17 protein-coding genes are annotated in these 13,850 nt (G+C 64.7%); 10 read left to right on the top strand and 7 right to left on the bottom strand.

Going from position 1 to position 13,850, the window contains the following annotated elements:
* The first annotated feature begins 99 nt into the window (after positions 1 to 99).
* On the top strand, positions 100 to 726 hold the full coding sequence (locus VH499_RS08495) for a glutathione S-transferase family protein (protein WP_332052275.1): 627 nt from the start codon (positions 100 to 102) through the stop codon (positions 724 to 726).
* Between the two features lie 43 nt (positions 727 to 769).
* On the top strand, positions 770 to 1,789 hold the full coding sequence (locus VH499_RS08490) for a nitronate monooxygenase (protein WP_332052298.1): 1,020 nt from the start codon (positions 770 to 772) through the stop codon (positions 1,787 to 1,789).
* Here the strand turns inward: VH499_RS08490 and VH499_RS08485 are convergent.
* On the bottom strand, positions 1,740 to 2,006 hold the full coding sequence (locus VH499_RS08485; protein WP_332052274.1) for a hypothetical protein: 267 nt from the start codon (positions 2,004 to 2,006) through the stop codon (positions 1,740 to 1,742). The genes VH499_RS08490 and VH499_RS08485 overlap by 50 nt on opposite strands.
* A gap of 283 nt (positions 2,007 to 2,289) precedes the next feature.
* Between VH499_RS08485 and groES the strand changes: the two genes are divergently transcribed.
* From groES to VH499_RS08470, 3 genes are all read left to right on the top strand, one after another.
* Positions 2,290 to 2,604 (top strand): co-chaperone GroES, encoded by a 315-nt coding sequence (groES, locus tag VH499_RS08480; protein WP_332052273.1) that lies wholly within the window; start codon positions 2,290 to 2,292, stop codon positions 2,602 to 2,604.
* 53 nt (positions 2,605 to 2,657) lie between these two features.
* Positions 2,658 to 4,295, top strand: coding sequence for a chaperonin GroEL (gene groL / locus VH499_RS08475; protein WP_332052272.1), 1,638 nt, complete (start codon positions 2,658 to 2,660; stop codon positions 4,293 to 4,295).
* A 185-nt stretch (positions 4,296 to 4,480) separates the two neighbouring features.
* On the top strand, positions 4,481 to 4,882 hold the full coding sequence (locus VH499_RS08470; protein ID WP_332052271.1) for an NUDIX hydrolase: 402 nt from the start codon (positions 4,481 to 4,483) through the stop codon (positions 4,880 to 4,882).
* On the opposite strand, the gene VH499_RS08465 is transcribed toward VH499_RS08470, so the two are convergent.
* From VH499_RS08465 to VH499_RS08450, 4 genes are all read right to left on the bottom strand, one after another.
* The gene (locus VH499_RS08465) at positions 4,819 to 5,889 is read right to left on the bottom strand and encodes a hypothetical protein (RefSeq protein ID WP_332052270.1); all 1,071 of its coding nucleotides are present in this window, start codon (positions 5,887 to 5,889) and stop codon (positions 4,819 to 4,821) included. The genes VH499_RS08470 and VH499_RS08465 overlap by 64 nt on opposite strands.
* Complete coding sequence (locus tag VH499_RS08460) at positions 5,889 to 6,182, bottom strand: DUF1330 domain-containing protein (protein WP_332052269.1); 294 nt, start codon at positions 6,180 to 6,182, stop codon at positions 5,889 to 5,891. The genes VH499_RS08465 and VH499_RS08460 overlap by 1 nt, the downstream gene beginning before the upstream one ends.
* 10 nt (positions 6,183 to 6,192) lie before the next feature.
* Positions 6,193 to 7,059 (bottom strand): sulfurtransferase, encoded by an 867-nt coding sequence (locus VH499_RS08455; RefSeq protein ID WP_332052268.1) that lies wholly within the window; start codon positions 7,057 to 7,059, stop codon positions 6,193 to 6,195.
* Between the two features lie 71 nt (positions 7,060 to 7,130).
* Positions 7,131 to 7,481, bottom strand: a complete 351-nt coding sequence (locus VH499_RS08450) for a hypothetical protein (RefSeq protein WP_332052267.1) — start codon at positions 7,479 to 7,481, stop codon at positions 7,131 to 7,133.
* Between the two features lie 116 nt (positions 7,482 to 7,597).
* Between VH499_RS08450 and VH499_RS08445 the strand changes: the two genes are divergently transcribed.
* Together VH499_RS08445 and mscL are read left to right on the top strand one after the other, a co-directional pair.
* A complete protein-coding gene (locus VH499_RS08445; RefSeq protein WP_332052266.1) occupies positions 7,598 to 8,542 on the top strand; it encodes an AEC family transporter in 945 nt (314 codons plus the stop codon).
* 17 nt (positions 8,543 to 8,559) lie between these two features.
* Positions 8,560 to 8,982, top strand: a complete 423-nt coding sequence (gene mscL, locus VH499_RS08440; protein WP_332052265.1) for a large conductance mechanosensitive channel protein MscL — start codon at positions 8,560 to 8,562, stop codon at positions 8,980 to 8,982.
* Here mscL and dapA read toward each other — a convergent pair.
* Positions 8,979 to 9,863 (bottom strand): 4-hydroxy-tetrahydrodipicolinate synthase, encoded by an 885-nt coding sequence (gene dapA / locus VH499_RS08435; protein WP_332052264.1) that lies wholly within the window; start codon positions 9,861 to 9,863, stop codon positions 8,979 to 8,981. The two genes, mscL and dapA, sit on opposite strands and share 4 nt — an antisense overlap.
* Positions 9,864 to 9,961: 98 nt before the next feature.
* Here dapA and VH499_RS08430 point away from each other — a divergent pair, with 98 nt between their 5' ends.
* From VH499_RS08430 to VH499_RS08420, 3 genes are all read left to right on the top strand, one after another.
* Complete coding sequence (locus tag VH499_RS08430) at positions 9,962 to 10,837, top strand: LysR family transcriptional regulator (protein WP_332052263.1); 876 nt, start codon at positions 9,962 to 9,964, stop codon at positions 10,835 to 10,837.
* 64 nt (positions 10,838 to 10,901) lie between these two features.
* A complete protein-coding gene (locus VH499_RS08425; protein ID WP_332052262.1) occupies positions 10,902 to 11,075 on the top strand; it encodes a hypothetical protein in 174 nt (57 codons plus the stop codon).
* Positions 11,076 to 11,141: 66 nt separating this feature from the next.
* Positions 11,142 to 12,719: a CHAD domain-containing protein gene (locus VH499_RS08420; protein ID WP_332052261.1), complete on the top strand. Its 1,578-nt coding sequence runs from the start codon at positions 11,142 to 11,144 to the stop codon at positions 12,717 to 12,719.
* Positions 12,720 to 12,750: 31 nt separating this feature from the next.
* Here the strand turns inward: VH499_RS08420 and VH499_RS08415 are convergent, their stop codons facing one another.
* Positions 12,751 to 13,845: an NAD-dependent epimerase/dehydratase family protein gene (locus VH499_RS08415; protein WP_332052260.1), complete on the bottom strand. Its 1,095-nt coding sequence runs from the start codon at positions 13,843 to 13,845 to the stop codon at positions 12,751 to 12,753.
* Between the last annotated feature and the right edge of the window lie 5 nt (positions 13,846 to 13,850).

Raw genomic sequence — 13,850 nt, 5'->3', positions numbered from 1 at the left:
GCGCCGCGAGTACTGGCTTTGGCGTCGATCCTTGATGAGGATCGCCGGACCCACTAGCGTTGCCCCTCGATGACTATCCGAATCCGAAGGGAGTGAGCAATGAAGCTCTATTACATGCCAGGCGCCTGCTCGATCGGCATCCATGTGCTGCTCGAGGAAATCGGCAAGCCGTACGATCTGCAGAAGATCGACGGTGCCAAGCAGGAGCAGTACGGGCCGGAGTTCGTGAAGATCAATCCCAAGTCCAAGGTGCCGACGCTGCAGCGTGACGACGGCTCGGTGCTGACCGAGTTTCCGGCCATCGCCACGTGGCTTGCGCGCAGGAATCCGGAGAAGGGCCTGTTGCCCGCCGACGCCGATGCCGAAGCGCGCGTGCTCGAGGCGATGGATTATGTCGTGTCGACCATGCATATGCAGGGTTTCTCGCGGATGTTCCGGCCGGTCAACTTTGCGCCGAGCGAAGCCGACCACGACAAGGTCAAGGCGCGCGGCAAGGAGGTCATGGAGAAGGGCTTGGCGCTCATGGACAAGGGGCTCGAAGGCAAGGAATACGTCGCGGGAAAATTCTCGATCGCCGACGCGGCGCTCTTCTACATCGAGTTCTGGGCCGCGGCGCGCATGAAGATGACGCTGCCCAAGAACTGCGCCGCACATTACGCGCGCATGAAGGGACGGCCCGCGGTGAAGCGGGTGCTGGAACAGGAAGGTCTGGCGCAAGCGGCGTAAGGGTCGAGGAGCGCACCTCCCGGGGTGCGCTCCCGTGACCAGCATGCCTCTTCCCGCGGCTATCGGATCCCGCCTTCGGCTGCCCCTGATCGCGGCGCCGATGTTCCTCGTGTCGGGGCCGGCGCTGGTGAAGGCAGCCTGCCGCAGCGGCGTGATCGGCGCGTTTCCCACCGCCAACTGCCGCACGGTCGGCGAGCTCGATCGGTGGCTGGCCGAGATGAACGACGATCAAGAGCGCGCCGCCGACGAGTTGGGGCGTGCGGCCGCCCCCTTCTGCCCCAATCTGATCGTCCACCGCTCCAACCCCCGAGTGGCGGACGATCTTGCCTCCGTGCTGCACGCCAAGGCGGAGATCGTGATCACGAGCGTCGGTTCGCCCGAGCCGGTAATGAAACCGCTGAAGGACGCAGGCTGCCTTGTGCTGGCCGATGTCGCCTCGGTGCGCCATGCCGAGAAGGCGGCCGCGGCGGGTGTCGATGGCCTCGTATTGCTGACCGCCGGTGCCGGCGGTCAGACCGGCTGGGTCAATCCGTTCGCCTTCGTGCGCGCCGTGCGCGCTTTCTGGGACGGCATCGTGGTGATGGCCGGCGGCATGTCGGACGGACGGGCCGTGGCGGCAGCGCAAACCCTGGGCTGCGATCTTGCCTACATGGGCACCAAGTTCATCGCCACACGCGAGAGCCTGGCCAAGGACCGATACAAGGCGATGCTGGTATCGAGCCGGCTGGACGATGTGCTGCTGACCCGTGCCTTCACGGGTCTGGAGACCAACATGTTGCGGCCCTCCATCGCCGCGGCAGGCCTCGATCCCGACGACTTGCCGGTTCGCGGCGCCATCGACATCGCCAAGGACATCAATGTCGCCGAGCGCGACAAGCCCGACGCCAAGCGCTGGAAGGACATCTGGAGCGCCGGTCACTCGGTCTCCGGCGTCGCCGACATTCCGTCGGTCGCCGACCTGGTCGAGCGAACGGCCGGCGAATACGCCGCTGCCAATCTTCAGGGCCAAATCTTCATTGCAAGTGATAAAGCCCGTTCGCGAAGCCGAACTCGGCCGGCTTGATGAGCTGGGTGCTGGCCACTCGCACCCGGTGCAGCTTGCCTTCGAGGTTTTGCTCCCAGAAATCCAGGAACCTGGTCAGATGGGGAAAGCGGGGGGCGAGGTCCAGGTTTTGCCAGACGTAGCTCTGCAACAAATGTCGGTGGTCGGGCATCCAGTACAGGATCTCGGCCGTGGTGATGCGGTAGTTGTTAAGCTGCGCAACAAAAGAACGATCCATCGATCACTCCTTGACACCGCACTCCGGCAGGAATAATCACGCATCCTCAACGAGAATCCAATAAAATTCGTTCCAAATCAAAAGGTTAGCAGCACTCATTGGAGATTGCTGCTCGTGCGAGATAACCCAGTGGGAACCTTTTCGCCTCTACCTTGACTCGCACAAGGGACAACCCTAAATCCGCTATGCCTTTGGCACTCGACTTGAGAGAGTGCTGACAGGCTGGAAATCACGGCCGAAGCTCGGCCGTGCAGGTGAAACCCGGGTTTATGGAGGCTACAGCATGAAGTTCCGTCCGCTTCACGATCGCGTCGTGGTCAAGCGCGTCGCGGAAGAAGAGAAGACCAAGGGCGGCATCATTATTCCGGACACGGCCAAGGAGAAGCCGATGGAAGGCGAGATCATCGCCGTTGGTCCGGGCGCCCGCGACGAGAAAGGGGCACTTGTCCCGCTCGACGTCAAGGCAGGGGACCGCATCCTGTTCGGCAAGTGGTCCGGCACCGAGATCAAGCTCGACGGGGTCGAGTACCTGATCATGAAGGAAAGCGACATCATGGGAATCCTCGAAGGTTCCGCCGCGGTCAAGAAGGCCGCCTGATCGTTTCCCGATCCATCAACGCATCAACTCATCCATCCAAGAGGGATTGAACAATGGCAGCCAAGGAAGTCCGCTTTAGCGGCGATGCCCGCCAGCGCATGCTGCGCGGCGTCGATATTCTCGCCGACGCGGTCAAAGTGACGCTGGGTCCGAAGGGCCGTAACGTCGTGCTCGACAAGAGCTTCGGTGCACCGCGCATCACCAAGGACGGCGTGACCGTCGCCAAGGAAGTCGAACTCGCCGACAAATTCGAGAACATGGGCGCCCAGATGGTGCGCGAGGTGGCCTCGAAGACGAACGACGTTGCAGGCGACGGCACGACCACCGCAACCGTGCTCGCCCAGGCGATCGTCCGCGAGGGCATCAAGTCGGTCGCGGCCGGCATGAACCCGATGGATCTCAAGCGCGGCATCGACATTGCGGTCGAGGCGGCGGTCGAGGAGATCAAGAGCCGGGCCAAGAAGATCACGGGCTCGGACGAGGTCGCGCAGGTCGGCGCCATCGCCGGCAATGGCGACAAGTCGATCGGCAAGATGATTGCCGAGGCGATGAAGAAGGTGGGCAACGAGGGCGTGATCACGGTCGAGGAGGCCAAGAGCCTCGAGACCGAGCTTGATGTCGTCGAGGGCATGCAGTTCGACCGCGGCTATCTCTCGCCGTACTTCATCACCAACGCCGACAAGATGATCGCGGAGCTCGAAAGCCCGTACATTCTCCTGTTCGAGAAGAAGCTTTCGGGTCTGCAGGCGATGCTGCCGGTTCTCGAGGCCGTCGTGCAGTCCGGCAAACCGCTCCTGATCGTGGCCGAGGATGTCGAGGGCGAGGCTCTCGCGACTCTGGTCGTGAACAAGCTGCGTGGCGGCCTCAAGATTGCCGCCGTCAAGGCGCCGGGCTTCGGCGACCGCCGCAAGGCGATGCTCGAGGACATGGCGATCCTGACCGGCGGTCAGCTCATCAGCGAGGATCTCGGCATCAAGCTCGAGAACGTGACGCTCGACATGCTCGGCAAGGCCAAGAAGGTCATCGTCGAGAAGGAGAACACCACGATCGTCGACGGCGCGGGCAAGAAGAGCGACCTCGAAGCGCGCTGCGGCCAGATCCGCCAGCAGATTGAGGAAACCACCTCCGACTACGACCGCGAGAAGCTCCAGGAGCGCCTGGCCAAGCTCGCGGGCGGTGTTGCCATCATCAAGGTCGGCGGCGCCACCGAGGTCGAGGTGAAGGAAAAGAAGGACCGCGTTGACGATGCCATGCACGCCACCAAGGCGGCCGTGGAAGAGGGCATCGTCGCCGGCGGCGGCGCGGCTCTGCTCTACGCGATCCGCGCGCTCGACAAGCTGCGCGCCGGCAACGACGACCAGAAGGTCGGCATCGAGATCGTGCGCCGTGCGCTGCAGTCGCCGGTCCGGCAGATCGCCGAGAATGCCGGTTTCGATGGCGCCGTGGTGGCGGGCAAGATGCTCGACCAGAAGGATGCCAACTTCGGCTTCGACGCCCAGAAGGGCGACTACACCGACATGGTGAAGTCCGGCATCATCGATCCGGTCAAGGTCGTGCGCACCGCGCTGCAGGATGCCGCCTCCGTGGCGGGCCTGCTGGTGACGACCGAGGCCATGATCGCCGAGAAGCCGGAGAAGAAGGCCCCGGCAATGCCGCCGGGCGCCGGCGGCATGGGCGACATGGACTTCTAGGTCCAGCCGCCTTCAGACTTGCGGAAAGGGCCGGGAGAAATCCTGGCCCTTTCTTTTTTGCGCGAGGAGAAAGAAAGAACACTCGCTGGCACTCCCGACGACATCGATTTCGCAATCACAGCCGTGTCCTTCCGAGTCTCAGTGTGGAATGCTTACGCCAGCCCATGAACACGCATCCCGTCTCCGTGAAAGGCATCCTCCGTCACCAGGGCCGCGTGCTGCTGCTTCTGAACAAGCGCGGGGAGTGGGAGCTGCCGGGCGGGCGACCGGAGCCGGACGAGGACCAGCGGGCGGCGCTGAAGCGCGAGGTTGAGGAAGAGACAGGGCTCGATGTCGAGGTCGGCAAGCTTGCCGGCGGGCACCTGTTCGAGGTGCTGCCGGGCCGCTTCGTGCAGATCGTCGCCTATCATTGTGCGCTTGTCGGGGCATCTGCGGTGACGCCAAGTCACGAGCATCTCGAAGCTCGCTGGGTGCCGCTGGCCGAACTGGGCGACACCGTCGCCGGCTACCGTCTGCCGGACGGCTATCTCGGCGCGATCCGCCAGGCAATGTCCCAGCCGCGCGCATCGAGCGACCGCGTGGTCTGAACCGTCAGGAACCGGTCGCAGGCCGCCGCTGCGCCGAGCCAAAGTTCATTCCAGGCGTCAAATGCCTTTAGCGGAGCTGCAAGGTCAAGCTCACGCACGACGCGCCAGCCTTTCGCTCTCACGGCGATGGCACCGTTTCGTTCGGACACATCGACTTCTTCGCCTTCGGCTTCGAGGATTGCTGACAACCAGCGCCCGAAATCACGCGCACTCTGCAAATCGCCGCGCTCGACGTCCGTCGGCAGGTCCATGTCGCGCGCCGTCTCCTCGTGGAACTGCAGGCCGACGAGCCGCGCGACGCGGCCCAGCTCCTTTTGCGCATCGTCGGCGCCCAGCAGCTCCTGCAGGGTCGGCAGCATGGTGCGCACATATTCGATGGCATAGGCGCGGAAAGTCCTGAGCCGCCGCTCTTCCGGCCAGCTCGCCGTCTCGAGCACTGGTTGCCTGCTCCAGTCGAGGCGCGGCATCTCCTCGCTGCCGTAGGCGAAGCACACACGTTCGTCTTCCCTCAGCGGCCGATCATATTCGCAGTAGTAGCCTTCGAGGCCAGGCATCCCGTCCACCGTCATGCCGGTGCAGACGAAGCCGAGGTTGGGCTTGCCGAGCGACTGGCCATTGTGGCCGTGCCAGCCGTGCAGCATGGCGGCCGACACGGAATGAGGAATGGCAGCGATGGCGGTACCCCGCCAGATCCAGCGCGGCGGCGGATAGCGCACCCAGGCCTTCCGGTCGTTCTCCCGCAGGTAACCTGTCTTCACGCCACCGAGGGCGTTCGAGTGATAGTGATAGAGGGCACAAGCCGGCGCCGGCGGCTGATCGCCGAGGCCGAGCTTCTGCAGGCCGGGGAGGAACTTCTCGAGATGCTGGCGGCGGAAGTGCCGGAACACATACTCTCGTGCCGTCTCCTCGCCGCGCCGGACGACGAGGCCCAGCACGAGCGACGTCATGAGAGCATTGTAGAGGGTGCCGACGGCGCGATAGGCCGCCAGCGCCGATGCGGATGCCATCAGGCCGAGTAGCCCTCCACCGCGATGGCGCGCGACTTGCCGGCCTTGAGTCGCATGGCGAGGACGGGCTTGTACTCGGGCGAATGGTAGAAGCGCTCGAGCGAGGCCATGTCGGGAAACTCGAGCATCACGACGCGCGGCGGTGTCCAGTCGCCTTCGAGGCATGTCGTCTTGCCGCCGCGCACGATGAACTTGCCGCCGAACTTGGCGACCAGGCCAGGCGTATGCTTGCGGTATTCGACCATCAGGGCCTCATCGGTCGTCTCGACTTCAACGATCATGTAGGCGGGCATCGTTCCTCCCTCAGCCGGTTTCCATCGGCAGGCTGGCGTCGGTCGACCATTCCTGCATGGAATTGTCATAAACCGATACGTTCTTGTGGCCCAGGATCGCCGTCAACACAAAGGCATCGAGCGTGGCGGCGATGCCGCCTCCGCAATAGACGAGGAGGCGCCTGTCCGGTGCGGCGCCGACGCTCTCGAAGGCGGCCCTGAGCTCGGCGATCGGCTTCAGCGCCTTGTCGGGTCCGAACAGGCTCGCCGCCGGCACGCACGCCGAGCCCACGATGCGGCCCGGGCGGCCGTAGGTGACGCCGCCCGTGCCCTTGTGCTGCTCGTGGCTGAGCGCATTCAAAGTGAGTGTGTCCGGCTTGCCGACTGCGGCCTTGACCTCGTCCTTCCCGACGAAGATTTCGGGCCGGCCGCGCAGGGTAAGGGTCGCCGCCGGATAGGCCGATGGTTCCGTCGAGAGCGGGCGGTGCTCGGCCTTCCATTTGTCGAGGCCCCCGTCGAGGATCGCCGCATCGTCGAAGCCGACCGCCCGCAGCATCCACCATAGTCGGCTCGCCCAGACCGGTGAGGCGTGGCTGTACAGCACCACGAACGTGCCATGGCCGATGCCCTTGGCGGCAAACGTCCGGGTAAGCATGTCGAGCGGCGGCAAGGTGAAGCGGAGCTTCGAACTCTTGTCGGAAAGCTCGCTGCCGAGATCGAGATGGGCGGCGCCGGGAATGTGCCCCCGGTCATAGTTGGCGCGGCCGCTTTCCGCGATGTAGCGGCCGTCGGGGCCGGGCTTGAGGTAGGTCGTGCAGTCGAAGATCCGAAGCCCGGGCGCGCCCATGCGGCGTGCGAGGTCATCGGTCGACATCAAAGCGGCGGCATGAACGGACATCGCACTCTCCCTCGCTTGGGGAGAGTGGAGACTAGCTGGGGCCGCGCCTGCCGGCGACTGCCGCCGCGGCGCTACAGCGTCTTCTGCGGCAGCGGCGGAACGGCGATCGTCTGCGATTGCGAGGGCGTGGGCTGCGCCGCAGGCATGCTCTCGGCCGGCATCGATTGGCTCGACGACGAGGACTTCGCCACCTTCTTGGTGGTCTTGTGCGGCTTCGCCGCGTGGGCGTGGGCCCGTTTAAGGCAGGCAGCCTTGGCACTCTCGCTCTTGAGGGCACTGCACGAGGTTGCCGTGCCGGTCCTGTGCTTGACGGGCTTCGTGGTTGGGGTCGGGGTCGGGGCGGATGGCGTATCCTGGGCGAAAGACGGGGCAGCAAAGGCAACCGCGGCCACCGCCGCCAGGCTGGCGAGCAAAAGACGCATGCAGACATCTCCTGGGCCGCTTTCGGAGGAGGAGCAGTGCGGCCTCGTATGAAAAAATATTATTGGATTTGTATCTGTTGTGTCAAATTCTTAATGTTTCACCAAAAGCGCATAGCGTGCAGGCCATCCTCACCGTCGCCGCGCCGATCTTCGCGGTCATCCTTGCCGGCTATCTCGCAGGCCGGTTCCGCTTGCTGGGCTACGAAGCGACGACGGCCCTCAATCGCTTCGTCAGCATTTTCGCCCTGCCGCTCCTGTTCTTCGGCACGCTGGCGCGCACGCCGGTATCGGCGGTGCTGAATCCGGCGCTTCTCGCCGCATTCGGACTTGCCGTGCTCGCCACGTTCGGACTGGGCATGCTGTCAACCCGCATCGCGAGCCGCGGGGAAGGAGGGCTCGCCGCCATGAGCCTGCAGGGAATCGCCTCATCGTGGGGCAATGTCGGCTACATGGGGGTGCCGCTCTGCCTCGCAGCGTTCGGCGATGCCGGACTTCCACCGGCCATGCTGGCGGTGATCGTGACCGCCGTCGTCTCGATGGTGATGGGCGTAATGATGATCGAGCTCGAGGTCGCGGCGGGCCACGGTCCGTCCAGGACTTTCGTCCGCGCGGCCTGGAATGTCGCGCGCAATCCGCTGCCCCTGTCGATTGCGCTCGGTCTCGCGGTGTCCGCTGTCGGCCTCGAGATTCCGGTGCCGGCGGCCAAGTTCGTCGATCTTCTGGGCGCCGCCGCGGCGCCGTGCGCGCTGTTTGCCATTGGCCTTTTTCTCGCCGACAAGTCGATCAAGCACGGCCTGCTCGAAGCCGGGCTGGCAACGCTGACCAAGCTCCTCCTGCAACCGCTGCTGGCGGCGGTGCTGCTGTCGCTGTTCCTCGACCTGCATTCGGTGCCCGGCAAGGTAGTGCTTCTTATGGCGGCTCTACCCACTGCCGCCAACGCCTTCGTGCTGGCCAAGCAGTTCGACATCTCTATTGAGCAGAACACGGCGGCCGTGTTGTTATCGACGGCAGCGTCAGTGGTTACAGTATCTGCGTTGCTGGTTTGGCTTCGCGTTACCTGACAACAGGGGAGAGAGACATGCTCCATGAGTTCAAGCAGTTCGCGATGCGGGGCAACGTGGTCGATCTCGCGATCGGCGTGATCATCGGCGCCGCGTTCGGCAAGATCGTCTCGTCGCTGGTCGACGACATAATCATGCCGGTGATCGGCCGCATCTTTGGCGGGCTCGACTTCACGAACTACTTCATAGGGCTGACCTCGGCCGCCAGCCAGGCGCCGACCTATGACGCCGCCAAGAAGGCGGGGGCGACGTTGGGCTACGGCACCTTCATCACCGTCACGGTCAACTTCCTTATCATCGCCTGGGTGCTGTTTCTGGTAGTGCGCGGCATCAACCGTATGATGAAGAAGGAAGAGGAAGCGTCGCCGCCGCCCGCTCCGCCCTCCCAGCAGGAAGTGCTGCTGACCGAGATCCGCGATCTCCTCAGGGCACGCGCCTAGGCGGCGCGTTTTTCGACGAAGACGCGGTCGAGCTGGCGCGCCAATGCATCCGAAATACGCGTCAGCGGCAGGCGACATTCGGGTGAGGCGATCAGGCCTTGCCGCCACAGGCAGTGCTTGATCGGCATCGGGTTGGCCTCGGCAAACAGGAGCGGCACGATGCCGGCAAGTGGCGTCCAGGCCCGACGGGCGCCCACGAGGTCGCCGGCGCCGACGCGGCGATCGACCTCGATGAACCGCTCCGTCATCAGGTGGCTTGCCGCGAGAATGCCTCCGTCGGCGCCGTTGGCCATCATCGTGAAGTACAACGCATCTTCGCCGGTAAGCACGGAAAATTCCGCAGGTTTGCGCGCAAGAAGGTCGAGCGATTGCGCGATGCTGCCGGAGCTGTCCTTGGCGCCCACGATGTTGGCAATCTGTGCAAGCTCCATCAGGGAGTCGTTGGAGAGATTCACGGCGGTGCGATAGGGGATATTGTAGATCATCACCTGCCGATCGGTCGCCGCGGCGACCGCACGAAAATGCTGGATCAGGCCATCCTGGCCGGGCCGGTTGTAATAGGGACAGACCGACACGATGCCGTCGAACGGCAGGTGCTCCAGCCGCCGTAGTGTGCGCTCGACCTTGTGCGTGGCGTTGCCACCGATACCGACGAACACCGGCACTCGACCCGCCACCGCGCTCAATGTGCGTTCGATCAGAGCCTCGACCTCGCTATCGTCGAGCGTCGGCGATTCGCCCGTCGTGCCGAGTGGAAACAGGCCGTCGGCGCCGCAGGCGATGTAGTACGCGACCAGGCGTTCATAGCTCGCATAGTCGACTGCACCGTCCTTGAACGGCGTCACCAGTGGCACCCACAGGCCCGAGAGTTTCGTGTTCATGCGCTTGCCCTCTGCTTTCGCACATGATCACCGAGGGCTCTTAATAAGAATATCGAATGTTCTGGATATGATCGTTCGGTAACACTTATGTTGGGCGCATGCCTCGCAACCTCGATGTCGCCTTGCTACGCGCCTTTCTCACCGTGGTGGAAACAGGCGGGGTCACGCACGCCGCGGCGGCGCTGGGGATCAGCCAGGCCGCTGTATCGCAGCAGATCAGGCGACTGGAAGAGGCGCTCGAGTCGCGTCTGTTCGAGCGCGAGGGACGGCGGCTCGCCCTGGCGCCGGCAGGCGAGCGGCTACTCGCGCAGGCGCGGCGCATGGTGGTGCAAAACGACGAGTTGCTGGCGGCCATGCACACGCCTCCGTTCGAGGGCGAAGTGCGGCTCGGCGTGCCTTACGACATCATCGCGAGCATCGTGCCGCCGATCCTGCGTGGCTTTGCAAAGGTGCAGCCGCGTGTGCGGGTTAGTCTTGTCTGCGAGGATTCACGTGTGGTGCGCGCCACTTTGCGCTCGGGCGGCGTCGATCTCGCGCTCACGACCGAAACCGAATGTGGCCGCCACGGCGAGACCCTGCGCACCGACCGGCTGGTATGGGTCGGAGCGGCCGGCGGCGATGCGCATCTCAAGGATCCCCTGCCGGTGTCGCTTGGGGCACCAACCTGCGTCTTTCGCCCGGTCGCGATCGAGGCCCTCGGCAAGGCGCGGCGCGATTGGCGTCCGGTCTGCGAGGTGAGCCGCCTCGAGCCGGTCTATGCCGTCCTGGAAGCAGGCCTCGCGGTGGCGCCTTTGCTGCGCTCTTCGGTGCCGGAACGTTTCGAGATTCTCGGCCGTGAAGCGAAGCTTCCGCCATTGCCGGAGTTTCGCATCAACCTCTATGCGCCGCCCGGGCTCGGGCCCGCTGCGGGCGATCTGGCCGAACACGTGCGCATGGCCTTTTCCAGCCGGCCCCGAGGCCTTCACAACAATTGATACGATCCCGTGCTGTATGTGCGCAGCCGCCGAAACTACCCTGTGCCTGGTTTCGGAGGTCTTGATGCGCTTCCTGCTGCATTGGTCCATCAAGCTGGCGATCGCGGGCCTTCTCTATGTGGCCGTGACCAGCGTTGCTACAGCAACCTTGCCGAGTGTCTTCTTCGGCTTGGACGTTCCGGCAAAGGTCCAGCCACAGGCCGATGGCAGCGCTGGGAGCCAGGCGCTCGAAAAGTAGAGATAGCTCGAGGGGGCGTCGGGCCCGGCGGGCGGTTTGCGGACCGCTTGCCGGGCCCGTTCTTTCGTGAGCCTCGCGGTCGCCGGCACCAAGGTAACCCCGAGGCCCTGCGCGCGTTCCATCCTGATGGAGACCGAGCTCAAGTTCGCCCTCTCACCCGAAGCGCGCCGCATCATCGAGCACCATGTGGCGTTGCATCGCAATGCCACCGAGGCCACCGCCGCGCACACCGATCGCACGATCTATTTCGATACCTCCGATGTCGCGCTGCGCCGGGCGGGATTCAGCCTGAGAATCCGGCACCGTCGTGGTCCTGCCGGCGACGACGGAAAATATGTGCAGACGATCAAGGCCGCCGGCAACGGGTCGGGCCTGCGACGCCAGGAATGGGAGTGGACCATCGCCGGCGCCGATCTGGAACTGGAGCGCCTCGATGAAGTGCCCGGCCTGTCGGCGGCGCTGACGGGCGGCCACGCTGACCTGCAGCCTGTCTTCTGCACCGAAGTGCGGCGCAGCGCGCAAGTTCTGCATCCGGCAAATGGCGTCCGTGTGGAACTCGCGCTCGACGACGGGGTGATCGTCGCCGGCCGACAGACCGAGCCGTTGAGCGAGCTCGAGCTCGAGCTGAAGGAAGGGCCGCCGGAGGCCTTGCTGCGGCTCGGTCTCGAATTCGTGCAGGCGGCGCCGCTGTCCCTGCAGATCGAGAGAAGGGCCGACCACGGGTATCGCTTGCAGGATGGCCACGGCTCCGGAGCACACAAGGCTGCCGAAGTCGTTGTCGCTCCTCGCGCCTCGGCCGCCGAAGGCTTCGCCCGTCTCGCCGGGTCCGCACTCGAGCACCTGCTCGCCAACCAGCCGGCAGCTCTGCGCGGGGAGCAGACTGAAGGCGTGCACCAGATGCGGGTGGCCGTTCGCCGCCTGCGTTCGCTCCTGCTCCTTTTTGCGCCGTTGGTCGAGCAGAACAACCGTCGACGCTTCACCGACGAGTTGCGCCGCTTTGGCGATTGCCTGGGTACGGCGCGCGATTGGGACGCCTTTGTCGAGGAAACTTTGCCGAAGGCTCACGTACATGGCCTTGACCATGGCTGGATGGAGTCGTTGCGACAGGTAGCCGAGGAGAAGCGACATGCGGCCCACCAGGCGGTCAAGAAGGCGATCGCCGAGCCCGCCTTCGCGCGATTCGTGCTCTCCTTTCGCGCCTGGAGCGGCTGCGCAGAGGCCGCGCTGACGCCGCACGTGTCGACCCTGTCGATGAAGGACGTTGCCGGCAACTTGCTCGGTCGGCTGGAGCGCAAAGTCGCCAGGCGCCTCGATCGAAGTGACGCCGACGATCCGGCAAGCCTTCATGCGCTGCGCAAGAGCGTCAAAAAGCTGCGCTATGGCATCGAGTATCTGGATGCCTTGTTCGGTCCAGAGGCACAGCGCTACGTCAAGCGTTGCAACGCCTTGCAGAAGAAGCTGGGCGCGTTGAACGATCTCGAGACGGCTTCCCGTTGTGTCGTCGACCTTGCGGACAACGGCCGTCTGGATCTTGCCCCGGCGATGGGAGCGCTGGTGAACTGGGGCGAGGCGAAACGGCCGAAGCTCGTGAAGAAGGCACTGAAGGCCCGCGCGGCATACTCACGGCAAGGTCGGTTCTGGTGATGACGGTGTGAGACTTGGCTCCTGGCCGATCTCAAGGCGGCGGCAGGAGCCTCTTCGCCTGCATCTCGGCGAAGGCCTTGGCGAACATGACCTCGGTATCCATGACGTCGTGGAATCCGGCCTGCATGAGTTTGATGGTCGACACGAGTGCGGGCGGACCGGGCTCGGTGCGGCCGTGGCCCATGGTATAGTCGGCATATTCGAACGACAGCCCGACAAACTCCTTGAGCGGTCCCGATCGAAGCCCGTGTGCGTTGCGGATAGCAGTCCAATCCGCCTCGCGCGGACGAATCTCACGGTCGAGCGATAAGGGCGCGTGCGCGCCCGCCCCGAAGCCCAGCGCACGCGCGATGGCGGGCCAGATGTTCGGCCAGACGAACACGTCGCCGTTGGTCACGTTGAAGATTTCGTTACGGGCCGCCTGCGCTTCGCCCGACCAGGCGATGCAGCGCGCCAGGAGATCGGCGTCGACGGCCTGCGCCACCCGCCCCGCTCCTCCGGGATAGTCGAGTACCTTCTTTCCCGCTTGCCGCGCCATCGCCGCGTAGACCCCGAGGGCGGGGATGACGTTCATCGCGCTGCCGACCGAATCGCCGACGATCAGGACGGGACGCAGGATCGACCAGCTCCAGTCCGCGCCCCGCTGACGCTCGCGGATGAAGTGCTCCTGGTTCCAGTAGAAGTTGGCCTGCTCGTGCAGCTCCGAACGATTCTCCCGCGCCGGCACGAGCATCGGCCGCACGTGCACGCCATAGGCCTTGGTCCCCTGCAGGAGCGTTACATGGCGCAAGGCGGAAGATGCCTGCTCGAGCACGCCGAACAGGTTGCGCAGCATCCGGTCATTGGTCCGGATCTGCTCTTTCTCGCGCCAGCCCGCGACCAGGCCCGGCCGTTCGTAAAGGGCCGCATAGACGAGATGCGTCACACCGTCGAATTCGGCGGCAAGCGCTGCACAGGCGCCTTCATCATCGAGATCGAGTCGGAACCAGCGTGCGCCGAAAGTCTGATCCGGCCGGCGACGCGACACGGCGACGGTTTCGCATCGTTCGTCGCGTGCGAAGAGTTTCAGGGTGGCGTAGCCGACAAGGCCGGTGGCGCCAGCGATCAGGACCTTCTTGGCAGGCACGACGC

The organism is Reyranella sp., assembly GCF_036558665.1.
Lineage (GTDB): Bacteria > Pseudomonadota > Alphaproteobacteria > Reyranellales > Reyranellaceae > Reyranella.
This window is presented reverse-complemented; position numbering and strand designations above follow the sequence as displayed.

Bases quoted from the DNA above. Each gene is read 5' to 3' on its own strand.
- VH499_RS08430 (WP_332052263.1), top strand. From the start codon at position 9,962: ATGCCTCGCAACCTCGATGTCGCCTTGCTACGCGCCTTTCTCACCGTG.
- VH499_RS08460 (WP_332052269.1), bottom strand. From the start codon at position 6,182: ATGCCCGCCTACATGATCGTTGAAGTCGAGACGACCGATGAGGCCCTG.
- VH499_RS08455 (WP_332052268.1), bottom strand. From the start codon at position 7,059: ATGTCCGTTCATGCCGCCGCTTTGATGTCGACCGATGACCTCGCACGC.
- VH499_RS08485 (WP_332052274.1), bottom strand. From the start codon at position 2,006: ATGGATCGTTCTTTTGTTGCGCAGCTTAACAACTACCGCATCACCACG.
- groES (WP_332052273.1), top strand. From the start codon at position 2,290: ATGAAGTTCCGTCCGCTTCACGATCGCGTCGTGGTCAAGCGCGTCGCG.
- mscL (WP_332052265.1), top strand. From the start codon at position 8,560: ATGCTCCATGAGTTCAAGCAGTTCGCGATGCGGGGCAACGTGGTCGAT.
- VH499_RS08495 (WP_332052275.1), top strand. From the start codon at position 100: ATGAAGCTCTATTACATGCCAGGCGCCTGCTCGATCGGCATCCATGTG.
- dapA (WP_332052264.1), bottom strand. From the start codon at position 9,863: ATGAACACGAAACTCTCGGGCCTGTGGGTGCCACTGGTGACGCCGTTC.
- VH499_RS08425 (WP_332052262.1), top strand. From the start codon at position 10,902: ATGCGCTTCCTGCTGCATTGGTCCATCAAGCTGGCGATCGCGGGCCTT.
- groL (WP_332052272.1), top strand. From the start codon at position 2,658: ATGGCAGCCAAGGAAGTCCGCTTTAGCGGCGATGCCCGCCAGCGCATG.
- VH499_RS08465 (WP_332052270.1), bottom strand. From the start codon at position 5,889: ATGGCATCCGCATCGGCGCTGGCGGCCTATCGCGCCGTCGGCACCCTC.
- VH499_RS08490 (WP_332052298.1), top strand. From the start codon at position 770: ATGCCTCTTCCCGCGGCTATCGGATCCCGCCTTCGGCTGCCCCTGATC.
- VH499_RS08450 (WP_332052267.1), bottom strand. From the start codon at position 7,481: ATGCGTCTTTTGCTCGCCAGCCTGGCGGCGGTGGCCGCGGTTGCCTTT.